The organism is Microbacterium sp. NPDC008134 (assembly GCF_042957055.1).
Classification (GTDB): domain Bacteria; phylum Actinomycetota; class Actinomycetes; order Actinomycetales; family Microbacteriaceae; genus Microbacterium.
Genome location: NZ_JBIBHO010000001.1, coordinates 1437000 through 1460785, shown reverse-complemented (window position 1 = coordinate 1460785; position 23786 = coordinate 1437000). Strand labels below are relative to the sequence as shown.

The 23786-nt window shown below is 69.0% G+C and carries 19 protein-coding genes; 3 read left to right on the top strand and 16 right to left on the bottom strand.

Features of this window, described 5'->3' with window-relative positions; all coding sequences use genetic code 11:
* Positions 1-87: 87 nt before the first annotated feature.
* The 6 genes from ACFY9N_RS06815 to truB form a co-directional block, all read right to left on the bottom strand.
* The gene (locus tag ACFY9N_RS06815; RefSeq protein ID WP_391477631.1) at positions 88-1116 is read right to left on the bottom strand and encodes an ATP-dependent 6-phosphofructokinase; all 1029 of its coding nucleotides are present in this window, start codon (positions 1114-1116) and stop codon (positions 88-90) included.
* A 208-nt stretch (positions 1117-1324) separates the two neighbouring features.
* The gene (locus tag ACFY9N_RS06810) at positions 1325-3469 is read right to left on the bottom strand and encodes a DEAD/DEAH box helicase (protein ID WP_391477630.1); all 2145 of its coding nucleotides are present in this window, start codon (positions 3467-3469) and stop codon (positions 1325-1327) included.
* 202 nt (positions 3470-3671) lie between these two features.
* The gene (locus tag ACFY9N_RS06805) at positions 3672-4625 is read right to left on the bottom strand and encodes a bifunctional riboflavin kinase/FAD synthetase (protein ID WP_391477629.1); all 954 of its coding nucleotides are present in this window, start codon (positions 4623-4625) and stop codon (positions 3672-3674) included.
* Complete coding sequence (locus ACFY9N_RS06800; RefSeq protein WP_391477627.1) at positions 4622-5059, bottom strand: hypothetical protein; 438 nt, start codon at positions 5057-5059, stop codon at positions 4622-4624. Before ACFY9N_RS06800 ends, ACFY9N_RS06805 begins: the two co-directional genes overlap by 4 nt.
* 56 nt (positions 5060-5115) lie before the next feature.
* Positions 5116-5484 carry a hypothetical protein gene (locus ACFY9N_RS06795; protein ID WP_391477626.1) on the bottom strand — a complete coding sequence of 123 codons (369 nt, stop codon included), beginning with the start codon at positions 5482-5484 and terminating at the stop codon, positions 5116-5118.
* Positions 5481-6374: a tRNA pseudouridine(55) synthase TruB gene (gene truB / locus ACFY9N_RS06790; RefSeq protein WP_391477624.1), complete on the bottom strand. Its 894-nt coding sequence runs from the start codon at positions 6372-6374 to the stop codon at positions 5481-5483. The genes ACFY9N_RS06795 and truB overlap by 4 nt, the downstream gene beginning before the upstream one ends.
* 65 nt (positions 6375-6439) lie before the next feature.
* On the opposite strand from truB, the gene ACFY9N_RS06785 reads away from it, so the two are divergent.
* Positions 6440-7342 carry an A/G-specific adenine glycosylase gene (locus ACFY9N_RS06785; RefSeq protein ID WP_391477623.1) on the top strand — a complete coding sequence of 301 codons (903 nt, stop codon included), beginning with the start codon at positions 6440-6442 and terminating at the stop codon, positions 7340-7342.
* Positions 7343-7345: 3 nt separating this feature from the next.
* Here ACFY9N_RS06785 and ACFY9N_RS06780 read toward each other — a convergent pair whose 3' ends face one another.
* The 8 genes from ACFY9N_RS06780 to ACFY9N_RS06745 all read right to left on the bottom strand — a co-directional run bounded on the left by ACFY9N_RS06780 (position 7346) and on the right by ACFY9N_RS06745 (position 18149).
* On the bottom strand, positions 7346-9499 hold the full coding sequence (locus ACFY9N_RS06780; RefSeq protein ID WP_391477622.1) for a response regulator transcription factor: 2154 nt from the start codon (positions 9497-9499) through the stop codon (positions 7346-7348).
* A gap of 131 nt (positions 9500-9630) precedes the next feature.
* A complete protein-coding gene (rbfA, locus tag ACFY9N_RS06775; protein WP_391477621.1) occupies positions 9631-10065 on the bottom strand; it encodes a 30S ribosome-binding factor RbfA in 435 nt (144 codons plus the stop codon).
* A gap of 133 nt (positions 10066-10198) precedes the next feature.
* A complete protein-coding gene (gene infB / locus ACFY9N_RS06770) occupies positions 10199-12955 on the bottom strand; it encodes a translation initiation factor IF-2 (RefSeq protein WP_391477619.1) in 2757 nt (918 codons plus the stop codon).
* Positions 12956-13014: 59 nt separating this feature from the next.
* On the bottom strand, positions 13015-13287 hold the full coding sequence (locus ACFY9N_RS06765; protein ID WP_391477618.1) for a YlxR family protein: 273 nt from the start codon (positions 13285-13287) through the stop codon (positions 13015-13017).
* A gap of 63 nt (positions 13288-13350) precedes the next feature.
* Positions 13351-14334, bottom strand: a complete 984-nt coding sequence (gene nusA, locus ACFY9N_RS06760; protein WP_391477616.1) for a transcription termination factor NusA — start codon at positions 14332-14334, stop codon at positions 13351-13353.
* Positions 14335-14419: 85 nt separating this feature from the next.
* Positions 14420-15481: a TIGR00730 family Rossman fold protein gene (locus tag ACFY9N_RS06755; protein ID WP_391477615.1), complete on the bottom strand. Its 1062-nt coding sequence runs from the start codon at positions 15479-15481 to the stop codon at positions 14420-14422.
* Positions 15482-15578: 97 nt separating this feature from the next.
* Positions 15579-17333 (bottom strand): proline--tRNA ligase, encoded by a 1755-nt coding sequence (locus tag ACFY9N_RS06750; RefSeq protein WP_391477613.1) that lies wholly within the window; start codon positions 17331-17333, stop codon positions 15579-15581.
* Between the two features lie 45 nt (positions 17334-17378).
* Positions 17379-18149, bottom strand: coding sequence for an isocitrate lyase/phosphoenolpyruvate mutase family protein (locus ACFY9N_RS06745; RefSeq protein ID WP_391477612.1), 771 nt, complete (start codon positions 18147-18149; stop codon positions 17379-17381).
* 62 nt (positions 18150-18211) lie between these two features.
* Between ACFY9N_RS06745 and ACFY9N_RS06740 the strand changes: the two genes are divergently transcribed.
* Positions 18212-19630 (top strand): RNB domain-containing ribonuclease, encoded by a 1419-nt coding sequence (locus tag ACFY9N_RS06740; protein ID WP_391477611.1) that lies wholly within the window; start codon positions 18212-18214, stop codon positions 19628-19630.
* 6 nt (positions 19631-19636) lie between these two features.
* Here ACFY9N_RS06740 and ACFY9N_RS06735 read toward each other — a convergent pair whose 3' ends face one another.
* Entirely contained in the window at positions 19637-20503 is an 867-nt protein-coding gene (locus ACFY9N_RS06735; protein ID WP_391477610.1) for a hypothetical protein, read from the bottom strand.
* Positions 20504-20520: 17 nt separating this feature from the next.
* On the bottom strand, positions 20521-21651 hold the full coding sequence (gene ispG, locus ACFY9N_RS06730) for a flavodoxin-dependent (E)-4-hydroxy-3-methylbut-2-enyl-diphosphate synthase (RefSeq protein ID WP_391478467.1): 1131 nt from the start codon (positions 21649-21651) through the stop codon (positions 20521-20523).
* A 250-nt stretch (positions 21652-21901) separates the two neighbouring features.
* On the opposite strand from ispG, the gene ACFY9N_RS06725 reads away from it, so the two are divergent.
* The gene (locus tag ACFY9N_RS06725; RefSeq protein WP_391477608.1) at positions 21902-23785 is read left to right on the top strand and encodes a chorismate-binding protein; all 1884 of its coding nucleotides are present in this window, start codon (positions 21902-21904) and stop codon (positions 23783-23785) included.
* Position 23786 lies beyond the last annotated feature (1 nt).

The following is a 23786-nucleotide window of genomic DNA, read 5'->3' as shown; positions in this document are numbered from 1 at the left end:
GCAGAGGAAAGCGATCGCGCCGGGTCGAGCCCACTCCGAAGGAGGCGGGCCCGACCCGGCGCGATCGCTTTTCCGAAGAGGGCGGACTCAGCCGAAGAGCGCAGCCGCCTCGTCATATCGGCTGCGGGGAACCGTGTTCAGCTCTCCCAGCGCCTCGGCGAACGGCACCTCGACGATGTCGGTACCGCGGAGCGAGACCATCTTGCCCCAGGACTTCGCGACGATCGAGTCGGCCGCGTGCAGACCGAGACGCGTCGCGAGGACGCGGTCGAAGCCCGAGGGCGATCCGCCGCGCTGGATGTGACCGAGCACGGTCGAGCGCGTCTCGATGCCGGTGATCCGCTCGATCTCCGGCGCGAGGACCTCGCTGATGCCGCCGAGCCGAGGACGGTTGAACGCGTCGAGGCCCTTGTCGCTGTATGCGGTGTCCATTCCGGTGAGAGTGAAGCCCTCCGAGACGACGACGAGAGGCGCGCGGCCGCGATCGTGAGCACTCGTGACGAGCGCCGTGATCTCCTCGATCGACATCGGGACCTCGGGGATGCAGATGACGTGGGCGCCGGCGGCCATTCCGGCGTGCAGCGCGATCCATCCGACGTGACGCCCCATGACCTCGGCCACCATGCAACGCTGGTGCGAATCACCGGTGGTGCGCAGTCGGTCCATGGCATCCGTGGCGATGTTGACGGCCGTGTCGAAACCGAACGAGTAGTCAGTCGCGCGCAGATCGTTGTCGATGGTCTTCGGCACACCGATGACGTTGATGCCGTCGTTCGCGAGGCGGTTGGCTGCGGCCAGCGTGCCCTCTCCACCGATGGCGAGGATGCCGTCGATGTCGTGAGCCGCCAGCGTCTTCGCGATGTTCTCGGCGCCGCCGCGCGGCCCCTCGTACGGGTTCGTCCGGCTCGTGCCGAGGATCGTTCCGCCGACCTTCGAGAGCCCCTTGACCTCGTGACGCGTGAGCGGGAAGAAGTCACCGTCGACGACTCCTCGCCAGCCGTCGCGGATGCCGACGAACTCGATGTCGTATGTCGTCGTGCCCTTCAGCACGACGCCGCGGATCACCGCGTTGAGACCGGGGCAGTCGCCACCGCTCGTCAGGATTCCGATCTTCATGCTTCCGCCTTCAGACGCTCGGGAAAAGAAAAGGTAAAGGCGACGCTGCCCGCGTTCGACACTAGCGTCATGCGCCTGTCGAGCGCCATTCGAGAGCGTCGAAAACCGTCGATCTTGCCGACGATAAAGGGCCATTCGGAGCAATTGCTCCGAATGGCCCTTCTCGGCCCTCGAATCGCGCTCAAGAACCGCGATTCTTAACGTCCTCTCACGCGCTCTGCAGCGTCTCCCGCAGCAGATGCATGAGCGCGCCGAGCTGAACGGGCTCGGCGGCTGCGTCGTCGACCGCCTCGCCGTCGAGCGCGCGGGCGGCCAGGCCCTGCTTCTGGTCGATGAGCTCGGCGATCTTCGTGTCGATCGTGTGCGCGGCGATGATCCGCCAGGCGGTGACCGGCTCGTCCTGACCGATGCGGTGCACGCGGTCGATGGCCTGCGTCTGCTCGGCTGCCGTCCACGACAGCTCGGCGAGCACGACGTTCGATGCCGCCTGCAGGTTGAGACCGACACCCGCGGCCGTGAGCGAGCAGACCGCGATGCCGACCTCGGGGTCGCCGTTGAAGTCGTCGATCGCCTGCTGGCGGACGGTCGTCGTCTGGTCGCCGCGAATCGAGACCGCACGGATGCCGGCCGCGGCGAAGTGAGCCTCCGCCTGGTCCATCACGTCGATGTGCTTCGCGAAGAACACGACCTTGCCCACCGAGCGCTGCAGCTGCGCGGCATAGTCCGCGGCCAACGAGGCCTTGGCCTGGCCGATGCGCCGCACCATGGTGAAGACGTTGTCACCGCCGGTTCCGGCGGCCTTCGACTCCTCGAGCTCGTTCTGGGCGACGAGACGCACGATGTCGTCGTCGATCTCGCCCGGTGCGAGGCCACGGTCTCCCCGCGCCTCGATGATCCGACGGTACCGGGCCGCGAGACGCTCCCCCAGCTCGCGCTCGGCCTGACGGATGCTCCGACCGAACTCGTCGTCGAGCTGCACCGGGAGGTCCGCGATCAGCTTGTCGGGCAGATCGGCGGCGACGTCCTTCTTCTTACGGCGGACGATCCCCATCGAGATGACAGCATCGCGAGCCTCGGGATAGAACGCCTTGTCGGCCGGGGTGAATCCCGTCGCGTCGAGCTTCTCCATGAGCTCGGGTCCCGGCTTCTCCCCCGTCGTCCAGCCGAGGAACCGCCAGATCGCGTCGAAGTCCTCGACGTCGTTGATCAGCGGCGTACCGGTCAGGGCGAGCATGAGCGGCTTCCCGCCCGGCGTGCGCTCACGCACGCGCGATGCCAACGACAGCACGTTCTGGGAACGCTGCGACGAGAGGTTCTTGATGAAGTGCGCCTCGTCGACGACCATGCCGCGCAGACCGATCGACGACAGCCACGAGAGGTGCCGGTCGAGGATCTCGTAGTTGACGATGAAGATGTCGGCGAACGCATCGATGTCATCGCCATCGCCCTGGATCACGGTCGCGCGCCGCTGCGGCGTCCACCGCTCGACCTCGCGCGCCCAGTTCATCTTGACGACGTTGGGCACGACGACCAGGAGCGGGTAGGCGCCCGCGACCGACGCGGCGAGAACCGACTGAGCGGTCTTCCCCAGGCCGGGCTCGTCGGCCAGGAGGAAACTGCGGTGCCCGTCGCGAACCGCCTCGAGGAAGCGCGACTGGTGCACCATCACCTCGAGGCCCTTCGGCGAGATGTGGTCGTACTCCGGCGCCGGAGGCAACTCCATGCTCGCCGCCGCCCCACCCGCACCCGTCTCGAACGCCTTGTACAGCGGACCCATCAGCTCCCAGCCGTCGAGGCGGCGGCGGGGCGTGGTCGTGACGCGCGGCGTGAGGTCGGGAGCGAGGAACGGATTCGCGAGCTGGCGCGCCTCGACCGACGGCGGAGTGACCTGCCGCTCGGCGATCGCGGCGGGAACCACCGAGATCTGCACCGGTGCGGCATCGGCGATGATCAACTCTTCCGGGGCGAGTTCCGCACCGGACTCGAGCAGCCAGTCGCGGCGCATCCGCTTGGCGACGGGCGAGGTCGCCTGGTCGGCTTCGAGCAGCTGGATGAGCGAGGTGTCGCGCGCCGCCGTCTTGGCGAGGATGGTCGCGACGCCATCGAGCCGCTTGAGCAGTTCGGTGCGTGCGGCATCGCCGATGTCGGCATCCGCCTTAACCCTGGCGCGCTCCTCGCGCACCAGGAAGGCGATCACCTGGAACTTGACCCGATTCGTCGGCCCCAGCTTTCCGCGCTGGGACTTGGCCTCGATCTCGCGCACCTTGCGCGCGAGGATCGGGATGAGGGGCGCCTCGTCATCGCGACGGGACGACTTCTTGCGCCGTGTGGCGGCGGTTGCCGTGGTCGGCATGCTCCTCCTGAGCGTGAAGGCCGGAACGCCTCAGGGGCTCCGGCGCTCTGTTATCCGCGTGTGGCGTGAACCAGGACCGTGCGGACGGTAGATCGATCGTCTCGCCGATGCGCGCAGGACGCGGAAGACACGACGATGACTGCGACCACTCTACGCCATTCGCAGGCAGGAACACCCGTGGCGACGCGCGCGGCGGATGCGATCAGTCGGTCTGGTCGCGCAACACGCGTTCCGCGTCGGTCACGTCGGCGGCGATCTGCGCCGTGAGCTTCTCGATTCCCTCGAAAGCGACCATGCCTCGCAGACGCTCGGTGAACTCGACGGTGACGTCGTGCCCGTAGAGGTCGAGCCCGGTCTCGCCGAGAACGTGCGCCTCCACCTGGCGCTCGAGAACGTCGTCGAAGGTCGGGTTCGTTCCGACGGAGATGGCGGCGGGGTGGCGGATGCCCGTGTCGTGGTCGATCAGCCATCCGGCGTACACGCCGTCGGCGGGAACGAACGCATCGACGATCGTCGACAGGTTGGCCGTCGGGAATCCCAGCTCGCGTCCTCGCTTGAGGCCGTGGACGACGACGCCGCGCACGTCGGGCGCACGCCCGAGCACGCGCGCCGCGCCACTGACATCGCCCGAGATGAGGAGCTCGCGGATCCACGTCGACGACACCCGTCGTGCGGAACCCGGCAGGTACACGTCGTCGACGACCTCGACCGTGAAGCCGTGGCTCGGTCCCATCGCGCGCAGGAGTTCGGGGGTTCCCGCGCCGAGGTGCCCGAACCGAAAGTCCTCACCGACCAGAACGGTCGATACCCTGAGGGCCGCGACCAGGATCTCTGTCACGAAGTCCTCCGCGCTGAGCGAGGCCATCTCCTCATCGAAAGTCAGCAGCAGCGTGGCGTCCAGACCGAGTTCGCCGAGCAGCTCGAGCTTGCGCTCCACCGTGACCACGTTCTCGGGGCACCTGTCCGGTCGCAGGATCGCCAGCGGATTGCGATCGAACGTGACGGCGACGGATCGCGCGCCCGTCTCTGCCGCTCGCTCCTCGAGCCGCCGGATCACGGCACGATGCCCGGCATGCACGCCGTCGAACTTGCCGATCGCCACGACGCTCGGCCCGAAGCCGTCCGGGACCTCGGCGAGATCGCGGAAGACGATCACGCCTCGACCTCGGCGGGCTCGTGCGCGGCGCCGGGACGGTGAGTCCGTAGCCACCAGATGCCGAACACCGGCAGAACCAGCGGGATGAAGAGGTATCCGCGTCCGAACAGCGACCAGACCGTCTCGTGCTGGAACTGCTCGGGGATCAGGATGCTGAGCAACCCCACGACGAGGACTCCGGTGAGCTCGAAGACGATCGCCACCCAGGCGACCGTGTACCAGCCCCGTCGCCGCGCGAGCACGAGAGCGAGCGTCGCCAGGATGTAGACGACGGCGGCGAGGGCCGACAGCGAGTACGCGAGGGGCGCCTCGTCGAACCGTCGGAAGATCTGCACGAAGCTCCGGCCGGTGGCCGCGAGCGCCATGACGGCGTAGACGATCACGAGGACGCGACCGATTCCGGTCATCCTGGTGGTGGGGGCGGTGGTGCTCATAGCGCATTCCATCCTAGATGCGCCAGAGCCGGGCGACGTCCGTGTGCGGCTCCGGGTTACGCGATCTGCACGGTCCAGATGACATGCATGCGCCACACCATGATCGCGATCGCCAGTGCGGCGACGCCCAGGATGACGGTGCTCCACCGGCTCCGCTCCATGAGCGCCCAGAGAACGGCGCCGATCGGCAGGAGCGCGGCGGAGACGAGGTACACCCAGAACTCCAGCAGATCGCCGGTGGGTGGGTTCCCCGCGAGTGGGGCGACGATCGCCGTGATCACCTGTGCGACCAATAGCGCCTCGACGACCGCCACGGCGCCGACCGACCAGTCGCTCGGGCGACGACCGGCGAGCCCCGCGACGACGCAGAAGCCACCCGCGATGACCGCCACGGCGATCTGAAGGATCGTGAACCACAGGATCATCGGGCACTCTCCGGCATGTTCATGGCGCTCTTCAGGTCGGCTCCGCGCTTCTCGACCACGCCGACCATGATTCCCTCGTCATCGATCGCGGCGACGAGCGGCGCCTCGATCCTCCCCGCTTGCCCGATGAGCCGCTTGCCGTGACGCAGATCCCGCGCTTCGTCGGCCGTGACGGCCAGAACGGGAAGGATGAGCTCGGCAGCCTGCGCCGGGGTGAGCACCGGAGCTCCGTCGAGAGAGTCGATGTCGACGGCATCCGCGACGTCGAACGATCCCACTCGGGTACGGCGCAGCGCGGTGAGGTGCCCGCCCACGCCGAGCGCGGATCCGAGGTCGCGCGCCAACGATCGGATGTACGTGCCCGACGAGCAGTCGACGATCACATCGAGATCCCGGATGCCGTCGCCCGGCCGGTCGGCGACCACGTCGAAGCGCGAGACGACGACGTCCCGTGCGGCGAGGACCACTTCCTCGCCCGCGCGCACTCGATCGTATGCGCGGCGACCGTCGACCTTGATCGCCGACACCGCGCTGGGAACCTGGGAGATCTCACCCGTCAGGGCCGCGATCTCCTCGGCGATGCGGGCATCGGAGACACCCGTCCAGGCGGAGGCATCCGCGTGCGCCGTGATCTCGCCGTCGGCATCGTCGGTGCCGGTGGTCTGCCCGAGGCGGATGGTCGCCTCGTAGGTCTTGCCCGCACCCACGATGTAGGTGAGGAGCCGCGTAGCACCCTCGATGCCGATCACGAGCAGACCGGTCGCCATCGGGTCGAGGGTGCCGGCGTGCCCGACCTTGCGCGTGCCGAACGCGCGACGCGTGCGCGCGACCACATCGTGGCTGGTGAGCCCTGCGGGCTTGTCGACGAGGAGGATGCCCGGCAGAACCATCCCTCCAGCCTACGGGGCCGAGCGCGCGGGCGATCACGCGATCGAGGCTCGCTTAGGCTGGTCGGATGCCGGAGACGCCCGAGATCCGCGATCATGCGATCGCCGCCGCGGTCATCGCCTGGTATCGTTCCGCGGCCCGCGATCTCCCCTGGCGTCGGCCGGAGTTCCACGAGCGCTTCGGCGCGTGGGGGGTGCTCGTGAGCGAGTTCATGCTGCAGCAGACCCCCGTCGCTCGCGTGATCCCCCGCCTCGATGCCTGGCTTTCGCGCTGGCCGTCGCCTTCGGAGATGGCCGAGGCCTCCCCCGCCGAGGTCGTTCAGCAGTGGGCGAACCTCGGATACCCGCGCCGCGCACTCTGGCTCCATCGTGCCGCGATGGAGGTCGTCCGCGAGCACGACGGGACGGTCCCCCGTGACGTCCCCGCGTTGCTCGCACTGACCGGGGTCGGCGACTACACCGCTCGCGCGGTCGCCGTATTCTCCTACGGCGACCGGCATCCGGTGGTCGACACCAACACGCGCCGCGTTCTGGCGCGCGCGGTGGACGGCATCGCGCACCCCGGTCCCCCGTCCCGACGCGACCTCGACCTGATGGAGGCGCAGCTCCCGTCGGACGACTCCGCCGCCGCGATGTTCAACGCCGCCGTCATGGAGCTCGGGGCGACGGTGTGCACCGCGCGCACACCGTCGTGCGGGGAATGCCCGATCGCCGACCGGTGCGCGTGGCTGGCCGCGGGGAGCCCCGCGACCGCCGACACCCGACGGAAGCAGGCGGCCTACGAAGGTTCGGATCGCCAAGCGCGCGGCGCGGTGCTGCGCATGCTCCGGGAGGTCGCCCCCGCCGGCGTCCCTCTGGACGCTCTGCTGCCCGACTGGCCGGATCGGCTGCAACGCGACCGCGCGATCGACTCACTCGTCGCCGACGGACTCGCCGAAGCGACCGCCGGCGAACTCGCGCTGCCGCGCTGACTCTCAGAGGAGCTGATTCGTGCGGTGCGCCAGCACGGTGAGTTCGACCCGCGAGCGCACACCGAGCTTCGCGAAGGCCCGCCCGATGTGCACCTCGACAGTGCGGACCGACACGACGAGCGCTCCCGATATCTCCCGGTTGCTCGCACCGGCGGCCGCCCGCATCGCCACTTCGAGTTCGCGCGCGGTCAGCTGCTGCGACCACGCCGCCCGGCACGCCGCGAGCGGGTCGATCGGCGAGGACCCGTCGTCGGCGTCGAGAGTCGCGATCCGGCGGACGACCGAGCGTGCCCACGCGTGGGCACCGGAGAGCTCGAACAGGCGGTGCGCTGTGCGCAGGTGCTCGCGGGCGAGAACCGCTTCGCCTCGGATCGCCGCGCGGGTGCCGAGCATCGCCTCGATGCGTCCGCGTGCGAACGGAGACCTCAGCGTACGCGCGGCGGTCAGGACCTCATCGCGCTCGGAGTGCCAACGCACATCGGGAGCGGTCGCGACGCGTGTGCGGAGCGACCGTGCGAGGCGAACCTCCGGCGGCTCGATGAGACGGACGACCGGCTCCTCGTCGCCGCCGGGGCGGATCTCCTCGAGGCCGGGAACGGCGAACGATGTCTGCGGCGCCCCGAGTTCGCGCCACAACCTGACGAACCCGGCGGCTGCATCGAAGTCCCCGCCGAGGAACGCCTCGATGCCCTGATCGATCAGCAGATCGATCCGCTGCGGCGCCGGGAGCACGCCGGTCAGTGCGCGCGCGAAGGGCCCGAGCTCGCCCAGGACCGCGAGGTCGAGTCGCCGCGCGAGGACCACACCGAGTCCGGCGAACGGCATGCTCACCGGAAGGGTCATCGATGCCGTGAGCAGATGCTCGCGAGCCTCGCCCATGTCACCTCGCCAGACCAGGAGAAGCGCGTGGGCGACCGCGCGATAGGCGTCGACGAGCGGGCTCCGTTCGAAACCCTCCACGAGCGGATCCACACCGGATGCGAGCGCGTCCTCGTGGGCGAGCAGGCGCAGACCGACGTCGATCCGTCCGTCGAGCGCAGCAGTCAGCGCACGCAGCAGCCCTCCCGTCACCGGCCCCGTACCCTCGGCATCCTCCTTGTCGGACTCCCCCACCAGCAGCCAGGCGAGGGCAACGGCCGGGTCCCGGAGCTTCGACTCGACACCGACACGGGAGGAGGCGTATCTCAGCGTCTCGCGCCAGGTCCGCATGCCCTGTCGATCGCCGCGCTCTGCGCACAGCGGCACCGCCAGCGCCGCTCCCCGAGCGACCGAATACCAATCCTCCGGGGCGTCGGACGCCGGGCACAGCGTCGACGGATCGATCTCGGGGACCGAACCCAGCAAGTGAGCCTGAGCGATGAGCAGGCCGGCGAGCCCCTGCAGACGATAGCGCTCGGTCCCGTGCGGAACCAGGCTTCCGAGCCATGCGGCCGCTTCGAGCGCGTATCCGGCCCCGATCGCCGCCGCACCCGCGACCAGCCTGGCCTCATCCAGATCCCGCCCTGCGGCGTGCGCCGCCGCTTCGCGCGCGATCATCAGGGCCCGATCCGCGTCCCCTGCCTCGGACAGTCCGCGCGCGATGCGCGTGAGTTCCCGCGCTGACACGGGATCCATCTCCAAGGAGGCGCGTGCGCGATGCCAGTCCGCTTCGGCCTCACCACCCGTGCCGATGAAGACCTCACGCAGTCGTGCGTGCACGTGCGCGGCCTCGCCCGGAGTCAGTGAGTCGCGGATCCACACCGCCAGACGGGGATCCCGCAGGCGGATCCGCCCGGCGTGCAGGTGGAGCAGTGCACCGATCGCGGACGTCGCGAGTTGCTCGGCCGAACGCCCGTCGAACGCGAGGATCGGCGCGAGCTCGTCCGTCAGCGTCACCGAGACGGCGATGAGGAGCGCACGATCGCGCTCCGCCGGATCCAGACTGCGGAAAGCGTCGGCGATCGCGGGAACGAACGGAAGCGGAGACGGGAGCGGGAGGAGCCCCTGACGCTGCGCGCGCGTCAGCGCCGTGGCCACTTGCCGGATCGTGAGCGTGTGCGCGCCCAATTCGACGATGAGCCGCGACAGCACGTGCGGCGCGCAGCCGACTTCGTCGACCAGCAGTTCCTCGAGCAACGGACCGCCCGTCACCCACGTCGGGCTGGTCGCCCCCGACACACCTGACCCCTCGATGATGCACCCCCTCGCACCGGATGAGATGTGTCTCATCCGGTGCGACGGTAGCAAGCAGACTCACCGCCGCAGCGGTCATCGACCGATATACCTTACGCGTCTCCGCGTCGGCGGTATCAGCGGTCGGAGTCTTCGTCCTCCGCGCGCACGTACGGGTCCGCGTCGCCTGCATGCGAGGCCGACGAGGCGAGCTTCGCCACCTCTGCGTCGCGTTCCTGAGCCTGGCGCAACAGGGCGGTGATGTGGTCGGCGTTCTCGGGAAGCGCGTCGGGAATGAACTCCAGCGTGGGCACCAGGCGGGTGCTGAGCTGCCGCCCGACCTCGCTGCGGAGCATCCCGGTGGCCGAGGTGAGAGCGGCGCCACTGGCGACGCGCTCCTCTTCCGTGCCGAGGACGGTGTAGAACACCGATGCGTGCTGAAGGTCACCGCTCACGCGCACGTCGGTGATCGTCACGAACCCGAGCCGCGGATCCCGCAGCCCCTTCTCGAGCCGCTCGGCGAGGATCACGCGGATCCGGTCGGCGAGGCGTGCCTGTCGTTCTCCAGCCATGCTTGATTCTCTCTCTTCCACCGCCGCAGCGGCGTGAAACTGTAGCGGAGGCGATGGATGCCATCCGGACAGTCGGGGTCTTGGGGTTCCCGTTATCCCGATGGCATCCATCGCCGGAGCGATGTACCGAGGATCAGCCGCGCGGCTTCTCGACCATCTCGGTCGTCTCGATCTCGTCACCGATCTGGATGTCGTTGTACTTGCCGAGGCCGATACCGGCCTCGTAGTCCGTCCGCACCTCGGTGACGTCGTCCTTGAAACGACGCAGCGATTCGATCGCCAGGCCGTCCGCGATGACCACGCCGTCGCGGATGACACGGGCCTTCGCGTTGCGCGTGATCGTTCCCGAGCGCACGATGACACCGGCGATGTTGCCGAACTTCGAGGAGCGGAACACCTCGCGGATCTCGGCGACACCCGACTGGACCTCTTCGTACTCCGGCTTGAGCATTCCCTTGAGGGAGTTCTCGATCTCGTCGATCGCGTTGTAGATGACCGAGTAGAACCGGATGTCCACGCCTTCGCGGGAGGCGCGCTCGCGCGCCTTCGTGTCGGGGCGGACGTTGAAGCCCACGATGATCGCGTTGTCGATCGTCGCGAGGTTGACGTCGGACTCGGTGATGGCACCCACGCCGCGGTGGATGATCCGCAGCTGCACGGAATCGTCGACCTCGATCTTGAGCAGCGATTCCTCGAGCGCCTCGACGGCACCCGAGACGTCACCCTTGATGATGAGGTTGAGCGACTCGACCTTGCCCTCTTCGAGTGCGCGGGTGAAGTCCTCGAGCGAGATGCGCTTGCGGGCCTTCGCCAGCTGCGCGTTGCGCTCGACCGCTTCACGCTTCTCGGCGATCTGTCGGGCCATGCGGTCCTCGTCGGTGACGATGAACACGTCACCGGCACGCGGCACCGAGTTCAGACCCTGCACCTGGACCGGACGCGACGGGTAGGCCTCGAGGACCTGCTCGCCGTTCTCGTCGGCCATCGCACGCACACGCCCGTAGGCGGTGCCGGCGACGATCGCGTCTCCGACGCGGAGCGTTCCGGACTGGATGAGCACCGTCGCGACAGAACCGCGGCCCTTGTCGAGCTTCGCCTCGATGGCGACACCGCGAGCGGCCTTGTTCGGGTTGGCGGTGAGGTCGAGTCCTGCGTCGGCCGTGAGCAGCACGGCGTCGAGGAGCTCCTGGATGCCGGTGTTGGCACGCGCGGAGACGTCGACGAACAGGACGTCGCCGCCGTACTCCTCGGCGACCAGACCGTACTCGGTCAGCTGCTGACGAACCTTGGCCGGGTTGGCCTCGGGCTTGTCGACCTTGTTCACCGCGACCACGATCGGGACGTTCGCCGCCTGAGCGTGGTTGAGCGCCTCGACCGTCTGCGGCATGATGCCGTCGTCGGCCGCGACCACGAGGATCGCGAGGTCGGTGACCTGAGCACCACGGGCACGCATGGCCGTGAAGGCCTCGTGACCGGGGGTGTCGATGAAGGTGATGGCGCGATCGACGCCCTCGTGCTCCGTCCACACCTGGTACGCACCGATGTGCTGGGTGATGCCACCGGCTTCGCCCTCGATGACGTTGGTCTGACGGATCGCGTCGAGCAGTCGGGTCTTACCGTGGTCGACGTGGCCCATGACGGTGACGACCGGAGGACGGATCTCGAGGTCGTCGTCGCTCTCCTCCTCCAGCTCCTTCTCGAGGTCGAGACCGAAGCCCTCGAGGAGCTCCTTGTCCTCGTCCTCGGGCGAGACCATCTGGATCTTGTAGCCGAGCTCCTCACCGAGGACCTCGAACGTCGCCTCGTCCAGGGACTCGGTGGCCGTGGCCATTTCGCCCAGGTTGAAGAGGATCGTGACGAGCGTTCCGGGCTGAACGGTGTAACCGGTCAGCGTCTCGATCTTGTCGGCGAAGTCCGCGATCGATGCGCCACGGCGCATGCGGATGATCTCCCCGTTTCCACGGGTGACGTTGACGCCACCGACGACCGGGGCGCTCCGCATCTCGAACTCTTGCCGCTTCGCCCGCCGGGACTTGCGCTGCTTGCTCTTGCCGCCGCCCTTACCGAATGCACCGGCGGTACCACCGCCGGGACCACGGCCACGACCGCCGCCGCCGGGACGACCGGCGAAACCGCCACCGGGACGTGCGCCGGGGCCGGCACCGGGTCCACCGGCACCGCCGGGACGACCGGGGCCCCCGGGACGCTGCTGGAACGGAGCGCCGGGACGACCGCCCTGACCGCCACGCGGGGCGCCGGGACGGGGCGAACCGGGACGCGGTGCGCCCGGACGGGGAGCGCCGGGGCGCGGAGCCTGCGGACGCGGGATGTTCCCCGGCGTCGGGCGCTGGCCCATGCCCTGCGCCGAGGCGAAGGGGTTGTTACCCGGGCGAGGACCGGTGGGACGCTGTCCCATGCCCTGCGCCGACGAGAACGGGTTGTTGCCGGGGCGCGGAGCGCCGGGCTTGGGGGTTCCGCTGTCACCTGTGGGCGCAGCGGGCGCCGGCTTCTCGGATGCCGGTGCTGCCGGCGTCGGCGCCGCGGGCGCGGACTTCTCGGCAGCGGGAGCCTCCGCAGCGGGCGTCTCGACGACCGGTGCGGGAGCGGGCTTGGGCCCGGGCTTCGGCCCGGGAGTGGGCGCCGACTTGGCGGCGGGCTTCGCCGCTGCCGGCTTCGCGGCGGCGGGGCTCGCAGCCTGTGCGGGCTCGGCGGATGCCTTGAGCGAGGGGTCGGCATCGATCGCTGCGCGCAGCTTGCGCGCCACCGGCGGTTCGATGGTCGACGAAGGACTCTTGACGAACTCGCCGAGTTCCTTCAGCTTTGCAAGTGCGACCTTGCTGTCGACGCCGAGTTCGGCGGCGATCTCGTGTACGCGTGGTTTACCAGCCACAATTCTCCTGTCTGGGGCAGTCTGCCCAGACAGGGCAGACCATTAGTCGCGGACGGGTCTCATTTCGAGCCGTTCACTTTGTTTCCATAGCCGTTCAGCCGTTTCTCGATGGTCTGCGTGTCCACAGCGGTGGACACACGGAGTGCTCGTCCGAAAGCGCGGCGCCGCAGTGCGGCCTCCATGCATTCCTGCGTCGGATGCATCCACGCGCCACGCCCCGGCAGGACGGCACGCTCATCGATGATGAGGATTTCGTTCTGGGACACCACCCTGAGGAGGGCGGAGCGGGGAGCACGCATGCGACATCCGACGCACGTTCGTACGGGTTCCATCTTACACCTGCGTTTCCTCTCGCTCGGCACGCGGACGGGGCGTGCCGAGCGGACGGTGGGCGCTCAGTCCAGGACGCTGTCCGGCTGGATGTCGATCTTGGCGCCCGTGAGCTTCGCGGCGAGGCGGGCGTTCTGGCCCTCCTTGCCGATCGCGAGCGAGAGCTGGTAGTCCGGCACGAGCGCCCGCACGGCCTTGGTGCTCGCGTCGAGGATGAACGAGCTCGTGACCTTCGCCGGAGAGAGCGCGTTCGCCACGAAGGCCGCGAGCTCCGGGTCGTGGTCGACGATGTCGATCTTCTCGCCGGAGAGTTCCTCGGTGACGGCGCGCACGCGGCGGCCGAGTTCGCCGATGCAGGCACCCTTGGCGTTGATGGACGGGTCGTTGGCCTTGACCGCGATCTTCGAGCGGTGCCCTGCCTCGCGGGCCAGCGAGACGATCTCGACGAGGCCTGCCGCGATCTCGGGAACCTCGAGTGCGAAGAGCTTGCGGACGAGACCGGGGTGCGTGCGCGAAACGGTGATCTGCGGCCCCTTGAGTCCCTTTGCCACGCTCGTCACGTAGACGCGGATGCGCGATCCGTGCGCGTACTCCTCACCGGGAACCTGCTCCTCGGGCGGGAGGATGGCCTCCACGGAGCCGAGGTCGACGTGGATCATGCGCGGGTTCGGTCCCTGCTGGATGACACCGGCGACGATGTCGCCCTCCTTGCCACGGAACTCGCCGAGCACCGCCTCGTCGGCGATGTCGCGGAGTCGCTGGCTGATGACCTGCTTGGCGGCGAATGCCGCGATCCGGCCGAAGTCGCTCGGCGTCGCGTCCTCTTCGCCGATGATGGCGCCCTCGTCGTCGGAGACCGCCTGCAGCACCGCGACGTGACCGGTCTTGCGGTCGAGGTCGACGCGCACGCCCTCGGGGAGGTCGCCCTCGGCCGAGACATGCTTGGAGTAGGCGGTCAGGATCGCCTGCTCGATGATCGCGACGAGCTCGTCGAAGGGGATCCCCTTCTCCTTCTCGATTCCACGCAACAGGCTCAGTTCGATATCCATGACGGCTCCCTATTCAGCTCTCGTCACGCGGAATCACACGCGCGACATCCGTACAACGATACCGTGCCCCGCCGGGGTCGTCACGTCAGACCGACGGCGACGTCTCCGGCAGCGCATCCGCGGACGGCAGCGCGTTGATCGCGCCGATCAATCGGAACAGGTCGCCCACGCGCCGCTGATCGAGCTGGAGCGCCAATCGCGGAAGATCGACTGCATCGGCATCCGCGATCTCCGGCGATCGCGGTGCGGCGCGCTCGATGCGGCCCGATGCCAGCATGGCGGCGAAGCGCTCGTTCAGGTCGGAGAGCTCGGCATCCGTCGGTTCCGCCCGGAGCCGCAGCACCAGCGTGTCCCCGAACCAGCGCAGAGAGTCGTAGTTCCGCCAGAAACCTGTGATCTCCGCGCGCGCTGCCTCGACGGAGTCCGTGATCACCACCCGATCGAAGTCGCCCTCCGAGATCACCCCCGCCGGCGCGAGGTGCTCGTCGACGAAGCTGCGCAGCCCTTCCCAGAACCGTCCTCCGGTCTCGTCGAGGAGCACGATCGGCATCGGTTCGGCCTTGCCGGTCTGCTGCAGGGTGAGGAGCTCGAACATCTCGTCGAGCGTGCCGAACCCGCCAGGTAGGCAGATGAAGCCCTCCGACTCCTTGATGAGCATCAGTTTGCGCGTGAAGAAGTACTTCATCGCCACGACGTGGTCCTGCCCCGACACGATCGCGTTGGCCTTCTCCTCGAAGGGCAGGCGGATCGAGACGCCGAGGGACAGTGCGGGCCCGGCCCCCTCCGCCGCGGCCTGCATGATCCCCGGCCCCGCACCGGTGACGACCATCCATCCATCGGTGGCCAGTGCGGCGGCGACGTCTCGGGCCTGGCGATACAGCGGATCATCCGTGCGCGTGCGGGCGGACCCGAAGACCGTGACCTTGGGCACGCCCCGGTACGGCGCGAACAACCGGAACGCGTCGCGCATCTCCGCGAGCGCCGCCGAGGCGATCTTGAGATCGAGACGATCGGTGCCGTCCTCCCCCAGCAGGATCGCGGTGCGCAGCATCCGCATCACGAGCCGACGATCCGCATGCACCCCCGCATCGTCCAGCACGGCGTTGATCTCGGCACTGAGTGCCTCCGGGAGCGGTTCGTCGATCATGCGTCCACCCTGTCACGACCCGACAGACGGGCGCGAGGCGCCACTCCGCATGCACGAACGCCGCGCCCCGACGGAGGACGCGGCGCTCGTGATCGGTTCAGCGGGAGAGTCGTTCGACCGCGTCGGCGATCGACACGGCGTCGCGGTCGCCCGTTGCGCGGTCCCACAGCTCGACCTGTCCCTCGGCCGCACCGCGCCCGACGATCACGATCTTCGGCACGCCCACGAGTTCGGCATCGCCGAACTTCACACCGGGAGAGACCTTCGGGCGATCGTCGTAGAGCACGTCGAGCCCGGCCCCCTCCAGCGTGCACGCGAGATCGGCGGCGACGTCGAAAGCGACCTGGTCGCGGCCTGCGGCGACGACCTGCACGTCGAAGGGCGCGACCGACGCCGGCCAGATGAGGCCCTTCTCGTCGTTGTTGAGTTCGGCGATGATCGCGAGGATGCGGGTGACGCCGATGCCGTACGAGCCCATCGTGACGGTGACGAGCTTGCCGTTGACATCGAGAACCTTGAGGCCGAGAGCCTCGGCGTACTTGCGCCCGAGCTGGAAGACATGGCCGATCTCCATGCCCTTGGCGAGCTCCACGGGTCCGGAGCCGTCGGGCGCGGGGTCGCCGGCGCGCACGTTCGCGATCTCGACGATGCCGTCGGCCGTGAAGTCGCGACTCGCGACCACGGAGTGCGCGTGCTTCTGATCGATGTTCGCTCCGGTGATCCAGCTGGTGCCCTCGCTGACCCGCGGGTCGACGAGATAGCGGATGCCGGTGGCGGATTCCTCCCCGAGCACCGCTCCCGTGGTCGACCACGGACCGATGTACCCCTTCACCAGGAGGGGGTGCTTCTCGAAGTCCTCCGGAGTGGCGGTCTCGACCTCGGCCGGGGCGAAGGCCACCTCGGCGCGCTTCTCGTCGACCTCACGGTCGCCCGGGATGCCGACGACGACCAGTTCGCGCGTGCCATCGAGATGCGTGAGCGCGAGGACGACGTTCTTGAGAGTGTCGGCGGCGGAGTACTCCCCATCGAGAACCGCATTGGAGTGGGCGACGAGCGTGTCGATCGTCGGAGTGTCCGGGGAGTCGAACACGACCGGCGCGGCATCGGCGTCGAAGGCGACGGCGTCCGGAACGGCGGTGGTGAATGCCTCGACGTTCGCGGCGTACCCGCCGGCGCTGCGCACGAAGGTGTCCTCGCCGACCGGGGTCGGGTGCAGGAACTCCTCGCTGCGCGAACCGCCCATCGCCCCGGCATCCGCCTGGACGATCACGTACTCGAGTCCCAGACGCTGGAAGATGCGCTCGTACGCATCGCGCTGCGCCTGGTAGCTGGCCTCCAGCCCCTCGTCGGATGCGTCGAAGGAGTAGGCGTCCTTCATCGTGAACTCGCGGCCGCGCAGCAGTCCCGCCCGGGGGCGGGCCTCGTCGCGGTACTTGTCCTGGATCTGATAGATCGTCAGAGGGAGATCCTTGTACGAGGAGTAGAGATCCTTGACGAGCTGGGTGAACGCCTCTTCATGGGTGGGCGCGAGCAGATAGTCGCCGCCCTTGCGGTCTTTCAGGCGGAACAGCAGATCGCCGTACTCGTCCCAGCGCCCCGTCGCCTCGTAGGCCTCGCGCGGCATGAGCGCCGGGAAGTGCACCTCCTGCGCGCCGGCCGCGGCCATCTCCTCGCGAACGACGGTCTCGATCTTCGACTTCACGCGAAGCCCCAGCGGCAGCCACGCGAAGATGCCTGCCGCCTGCGGCCGGATGTAACCGGCCCGGATGAGCAGCTTGTGACTCGCGACCTCTGCACCTGCAGGGTCTTCACGGAGAGTACGGAGGAAGAAATTCGAAAGACGAGTGACCACGGGCCAAGTCTACTGACCCGTGGTCACTCCTCTTCGGCGGATGACTCAGTTGAGCGCCGGGAGTCCCTCGGGCACGACGCCGCCCTTGTAGAGGCTGGCGGCGAGCTCCTGCAGCGCCGTCAACGCGGCGCGCTGCGGCAGCGGTCCGTACGAGATGCGGGCGACGCCGAGCTTCTCGTACTGCGCGGCACTGAGGGCACCGGGCAGACCGATGACGCTCACCTTCCGCTCGCCGATGCCCTCGACGAGCTGACGCGTGACGTGCGCGTCGAGGATGCCGGGGACGAACACGGAGGTGGCACCGGCGTCGATGAACGCGCGACCGCGCTGGATCGCGTCGGCGATGCTCTGCTCGACCGGGCGTCCACCGGCACGGACGAATGCGTCGGTGCGGGCATTCAGCGCGAACGGCACCCCTTCAGCCTCGGCCGCCTTGACGATCGCCTCCACGACCGCGACGGACTCGTCGAGCGGCTTGAGGCGGTCCTCGACGTTCGCTCCGACGACCCCGGCCGCGATGGCGAGACGCGTGGTCTCCCCCGCGTCGCCGTAACCGTCATCGAGATCGGCGGTCACCGGGACGTGGACGGATGCCGCGATCCGGCCGACCATGTCGAGCATGAGGTCGCGCGGGATCGTGCCGTCGTCGTAACCGAAAGACGAGGCGATGCCGTGACCGGCCGTCGCGATCGCCTTCGTCTCGGGGAGCTTGGCGACCGCTCCGGCGGATACCACGTCCCACACGTTCACCACGCGGAGGATCTCGGGGGCGTCATAGAGGTCGACGAGGGTCTGTGCCTGGGATGAAGTGGTCATGCCTTCCACGCTAACGCGAACCCCCGACGATCGGGCCGTGGAGATCCGCCTAGGGTGGACGCATGCCGCAGCGTCGTTCGCATGTCGCCCCTTCCGCCGCTCAGACCGAGCTCGCCGCAGCACTCGCGGGACTGCGTGCGGAACTCGATGCCCCGGTCGACTTCCCCGCCGATGTACTCGACGAGGCGCGCTCCTCGACCTCGCCCGCTCCCGAACTCGATCTGCGCGACGTGCCGTTCGTCACGCTCGATCCACCCGGGTCCCGAGATCTCGACCAGGCGTTCCATCTCGATCGCGACGGCGGCGGCTATCGGGTGCGCTACGCGATCGCTGACGTCCCCGGATTCGTCGCCCCCGGAGGCGCCATCGACCTCGAGGCACGACGCCGCGGTCAGACCCTGTACGCCGTCGACGGGTCGATCCCCCTGCATCCGCCGGTACTCAGCGAGAATCGCGCCTCGCTCCTTCCCGATGTCGATCGGCCGGCTCTCGTCTGGACCTTCGGGCTCGATGGCGACGGGGTCGTGATCGCGACCCGCCTCGAACGCGCTCTCATCCGTTCGCGGGCGCAGCTCGACTACGCCGGCGCACAGGCCGCGATCGATCGCGGCGAGGGCGGGGCGGTCTCCCTCCTCCCCGAGATCGGTCGGCTGCGCATCGCGCAGGAACGGGCCCGGGGCGGTGCCAGCCTGAATCTGCCGGACGAGGAGGTCATCCGAACCGACGGCGGCGGATACGCGATCCGCCGGCGCAGCCCGCTCCCCGTGGAGGAGTGGAACGCGCAGCTGTCCCTGATGACGGGGATGGCGGCCGCCTCGCTCATGCTCGAGGCGCGCATCGGCATCCTGCGCACCATGCCCCGGCCGGACGACGCGGCGTTCGACACGTTCCGACGACAGACGGCTGCACTCGGACGGCCCTGGGCCGGCGGCGAGTACGGGGACTTCCTCCGTGGCCTGGACCGCACCGACCCGCTCACGCTCCCCGTTCTGCAGGCGGCCGCGACGCTCTTCCGAGGCGCCGGTTATGCGACCTTCGACGGGTCCGTGCCGGACGAGACCGTGCAGGCCGCGATCGCCGCACCGTACGCGCACGCGACCGCACCGCTGCGTCGCCTCGTCGATCGGTGGACGCTGACCATCTGCCTCGCCGTATCCCGCGGAGAGCCGGTCCCCGCGTGGGTGCGGGACTCACTCGCCGATCTTCCGGGGCTGATGCAGGAGTCCTCCCAGCGGGCCTCCCGACTCGACGCCGCTACCGTGAACGCCGTGGAGGCCGCGCTGGTCACTCCGCTGGTGGGCACGTGGGTCGATGCGACGATCATCGAGCTGCGCGGCGAGCGTGCGCGCATCCAACTCGGCGACCCCGCCGTCACGGCATCCGCATCCGTTCCGCCCGAGGCGCGCCCGGGCGATGTCGTCCGCCTGCGCGTCGCACGTGCGGACATCGCCGCGGGCGAGATCGAGTTCTCGCTCGGCTGACCTTCGTCAGGTCGCGGGGACGACGGTCGTCGTCATCACGAGGAGCTGGGGATCGCTCAGATCGAGGGAGACCCGGATCGACGAGAACTCCGCCAGCGAATCCACGTGCGTACCGCCGCAGAGAATCACCGCCTCTCCCTCGGGGAGCTCGCAGTACCAACGGCGCCGGTCGACGATCGTCGGCCCCTCCGTGACGATCCGGCTGCGTGCGGCCGTCACCACCCACGCAGCGAGCTGCGCGTTGATGGATGCCTCGCGCTCTGCGAGCGTCGCCGCGAAGGTCTCGGTGTCGAAGCCGGCGCGTCGCAGGCTCTTGCCCAGGCGATACTCGTCGACGCTGCCGTTCTCGTGGATCCGGCTGGACTGGTTCGCACGCCCCTCGAAGTCGGGCGTGCCGAGGGCATCCACGCCGGGGTCCTTGCGCCAGAGATCCGCGACGGCCAGGTCGAGTGCCAGGGACGCGAGGTGGCAGGCAGTGTGACCGCGGCTGAGGCCGGCGCGACGCCGCTCGTCGACGACGAGACGCGCGCTCGCCCCTGCGATGAAACCGGCCGGTGCGGAGCCCTCGAGCCGATGGGCGACCAACCAGGTCCACCCGTCGGCGCCGCGTCGCGCGGGGATCTCCGAACCGACCGCGAAGTCGCCCTCCTCGCTGACGGCCGCCATGACGGCCTCCACCACCGACGCGCTCTCCTCGCCCACGATGATCGTCCCCGCATCGCCCGGCTGATCGGGCCACGTGTGATCGACGGGGTGGAAGGGCGTCTCCGCGACGACGACCACGACGGCGTCGTCAGCCGTCCGATCGATGCGGGTGATGACGCTCTCGCCCCGGACGGAACCGTCGGCGAAAGACACGATGGTCGACGACATTGCTTCTCCCTGCAGGGTCAGACGGTGACGACCTGCGCGGTGCCGAGCGGGGCGTCGGGCCCCATGTCGACGGCGATCCGGTTCGCCTCCTCGATCAGCGTCGCGACGATGTCGGCCTCGGGAACGGTCTTGATGACCTCGCCCTTGACGAAGATCTGGCCCTTTCCGTTGCCGGAGGCGACGCCGAGGTCGGCTTCGCGCGCCTCGCCCGGTCCGTTGACGACGCAGCCCATGACGGCCACGCGCAGCGGCACCGTCATGTCCTTGAGGCCGTCGGTGACGTTCTCGGCGAGCGTGTAGACATCGACCTGCGCACGACCACAGGAGGGGCACGAGACGATCTCGAGCTTGCGCTCGCGCAGGTTCAGCGACTGCAGGATCTGGTGACCGACCTTGACCTCTTCGGCCGGCGGCGCGGAGAGCGACACACGGATGGTGTCGCCGATCCCCTCACCGAGCAGGATGCCGAACGCCGTGGCGCTCTTGATCGTGCCCTGGAAAGCCGGGCCTGCCTCGGTCACACCGAGGTGGAGCGGCCAGTCCCCTCGCTCGGCGAGCTGGCGGTACGCCTTCACCATCACGATCGGGTCGTTGTGCTTCACCGAGATCTTGAAGTCGTGGAAGTCGTGCTCCTCGAACAGCGAGGCCTCCCAGACCGCGCTCTCGACGAGGGCCTCGGCGGTGGCCTTGCCGTACTTCGCGAGGATGCGCTTGTCGAGCGAACCGGCGTTCACGCCGATGCGCAGCGAGACGCCCGCGGCCTTGGCGGCTTCGGCGATCTTGCCCACGTTGCCGTCGAACTCGCGGATGTTGCCGGGATTCACTCGCACGGCGCCGCAACCGGCGTCGATCGCGGTGTAGATGTATCGCGGCTGGAAGTGGATGTCGGCGATCACGGGGATCTGGCTCTTCATCGCGATGATCTTGAGCGCGTCCGCGTCGTCCTGGTGGGGAACGGCCACGCGCACGATCTCGCAGCCGGATGCCGTGAGCTCGGCGATCTGCTGCAAAGTCCCGTTGATGTCGGTCGTCTTGGTCGTCGTCATCGACTGCACGGTGACGGGAGCGTCGCCACCCACGAGCACCTTGCCCACCTTGATCTGGCGGGACTTGCGGCGAGGGGCGAGGACTTCGGGGATCTTCGGCATTCCGAGGTTCACTGCTGGCACCGCACCAGACTACGCCGCCAGGATGGACGCAGGCTGGAAGCCGAGCGGGCGGAACGGACCGTCATGCGCCCGGGCGACGCACTCCCGGTGTGGTAGTTTCGGCCCATGCTCGCGAACTTCACCTGGTGGCCCGCCTCCTAGGCGGTGTGTTCGCGTTCCCACGAATCCAGACCGCCTCCGGGGCGGTCTTTTCGTTGCGCCGAGCCGGAGCCCTGCACAGGAGACATCGATGACCCTCTCACGACTCGCCGCACTCACGGCCGATCCGCACTCCTCTTTCGTGCTGATCGCACGCGACGGCTCCGACACCGTCGAGCTGCTCACCGGTGATGTCCTCGACGTCGACCTGCTCGCGGACATCCCGCTGACCACCGAGGGCACGGCTCGCGAGGTGTTCGCGCTCGTTCCCTACCGACAGGTGCGCGAGCGTGGTTTCGTCTCGCAGGACGACGGCGCTCCGTTGCGCTGCATCGTCGTCGACGAACATCTGCACCTCCCCACTCCCGCGCTCCTCGCCTCCCTGCCCGCGGCGAGCGTCCCCCTGCGCGACGACGGCTTCGACACCGCCGACGACGAGTACGCCGCGATCGTCGAACGCGTCATCGCCGACGAGATCGGCCGCGGCGAAGGAGCCAACTTCGTCATCCGGCGCGACTTCACCGCGCGCATCGACGTCGACGAGCGCACCGCGGCTCTCACCTGGTTCCGGGCCCTGCTCACGCACGAGCGCGGTGCGTACTGGACCTTCGCCGTCTTCACGCCCGGTCACATCGCCGTCGGGGCCAGCCCCGAGGCGCACGTCGTCGCGCGTGACGGGATCGTCACGATGAATCCGATCTCGGGTACGTTCCGCCACCCCGCAGGAGGGGCGACCAAAGAGACTCTGGTCGACTTCCTGTCGTCGACGAAGGAGACCGAGGAGCTCTTCATGGTCGTCGACGAAGAGCTCAAGATGATGAGCGCGGTCTGCTCCGACGGCGGTCGCATCACGGGGCCGCACCTCAAGGAGATGTCACGGCTCACCCACACCGAGTACATGCTCCGCGGACGGAGCCGTCTCGACCCGCGCGACATCCTCCGCGAGACGATGTTCGCGCCGACCGTCACCGGCTCTCCCATGCAGAACGCCTGCGCGGTCATCCGCCGCCACGAGCGCGAACCGCGCGGGTACTACTCCGGGGTCGCCGCTCTGTTCACCCCGAACGACGAGGGCGGCCACGATCTCGACGCGCCGATCCTGATCCGCACCGTGTATCTGAAGGACGGTGAGGTGCGGGTACCGGTGGGCGCGACGCTGGTGCGCCATTCCGACCCGCACGGGGAGGTCAGCGAGACCCATGGGAAGGCCGCCGGCGTTCTCGGCGCCATCGGGGCGATCGATCGCCCCCGCGCGGCCGAGGAGCGCAGCGATGCGGACGCCCCGGGCGTGCCGCTCTCGCTCGCCGAGGATCCGACGGTCGCGGCCCTGCTCTCCTCGCGGAACGCGCGCCTGGCGGACTTCTGGCTGAATCCGCAGGGCGACGACGATTCCGGACCGTTCGCCGGGCGCAGCGCCCTCGTCGTCGACGCGGAGGATCGTTTCACGACGATGCTCGCCCACCAGCTGCGGCATCTCGGTCTCGACGTGCGGATCGCCGCGTGGAGCGACGTCGACGATGCCGATGTCGACGCCGTCGATCTGGTCGTCGCCGGTCCCGGTCCGGGAGACCCCCGCGACACCGAGAGCCCTCGTATCTCGCGGATGCGCGACGTCGTCGCACGCCGCCGGGCCTCGGCCTCGCCGCTCCTCGCGGTCTGCCTCAGTCACCAGATCCTCGCCGACTCGCTCGGCATCGCGCTGACCCCGCTGGATGCCCCCCACCAGGGTCTCCAGAAGTCGGTGCCCGTCTTCGGCGAGGACGCGTCGATCGGTTTCTACAACACGTTCACCGCACGTGTGTCGCCCGGTACAACCGTCGTGGACGACACCGAGGTCTCGGCCGATCCCGCCAACGGCGACGTCTACGCTCTGCGCGGGCCGCGCTACGCATCGGTGCAGGGGCATCTCGAGTCGATCCTGTCGCGCGACGGCATCCGCACCCTGGAGCGCCTCGTCACCCACGCCCTCCGCTGAT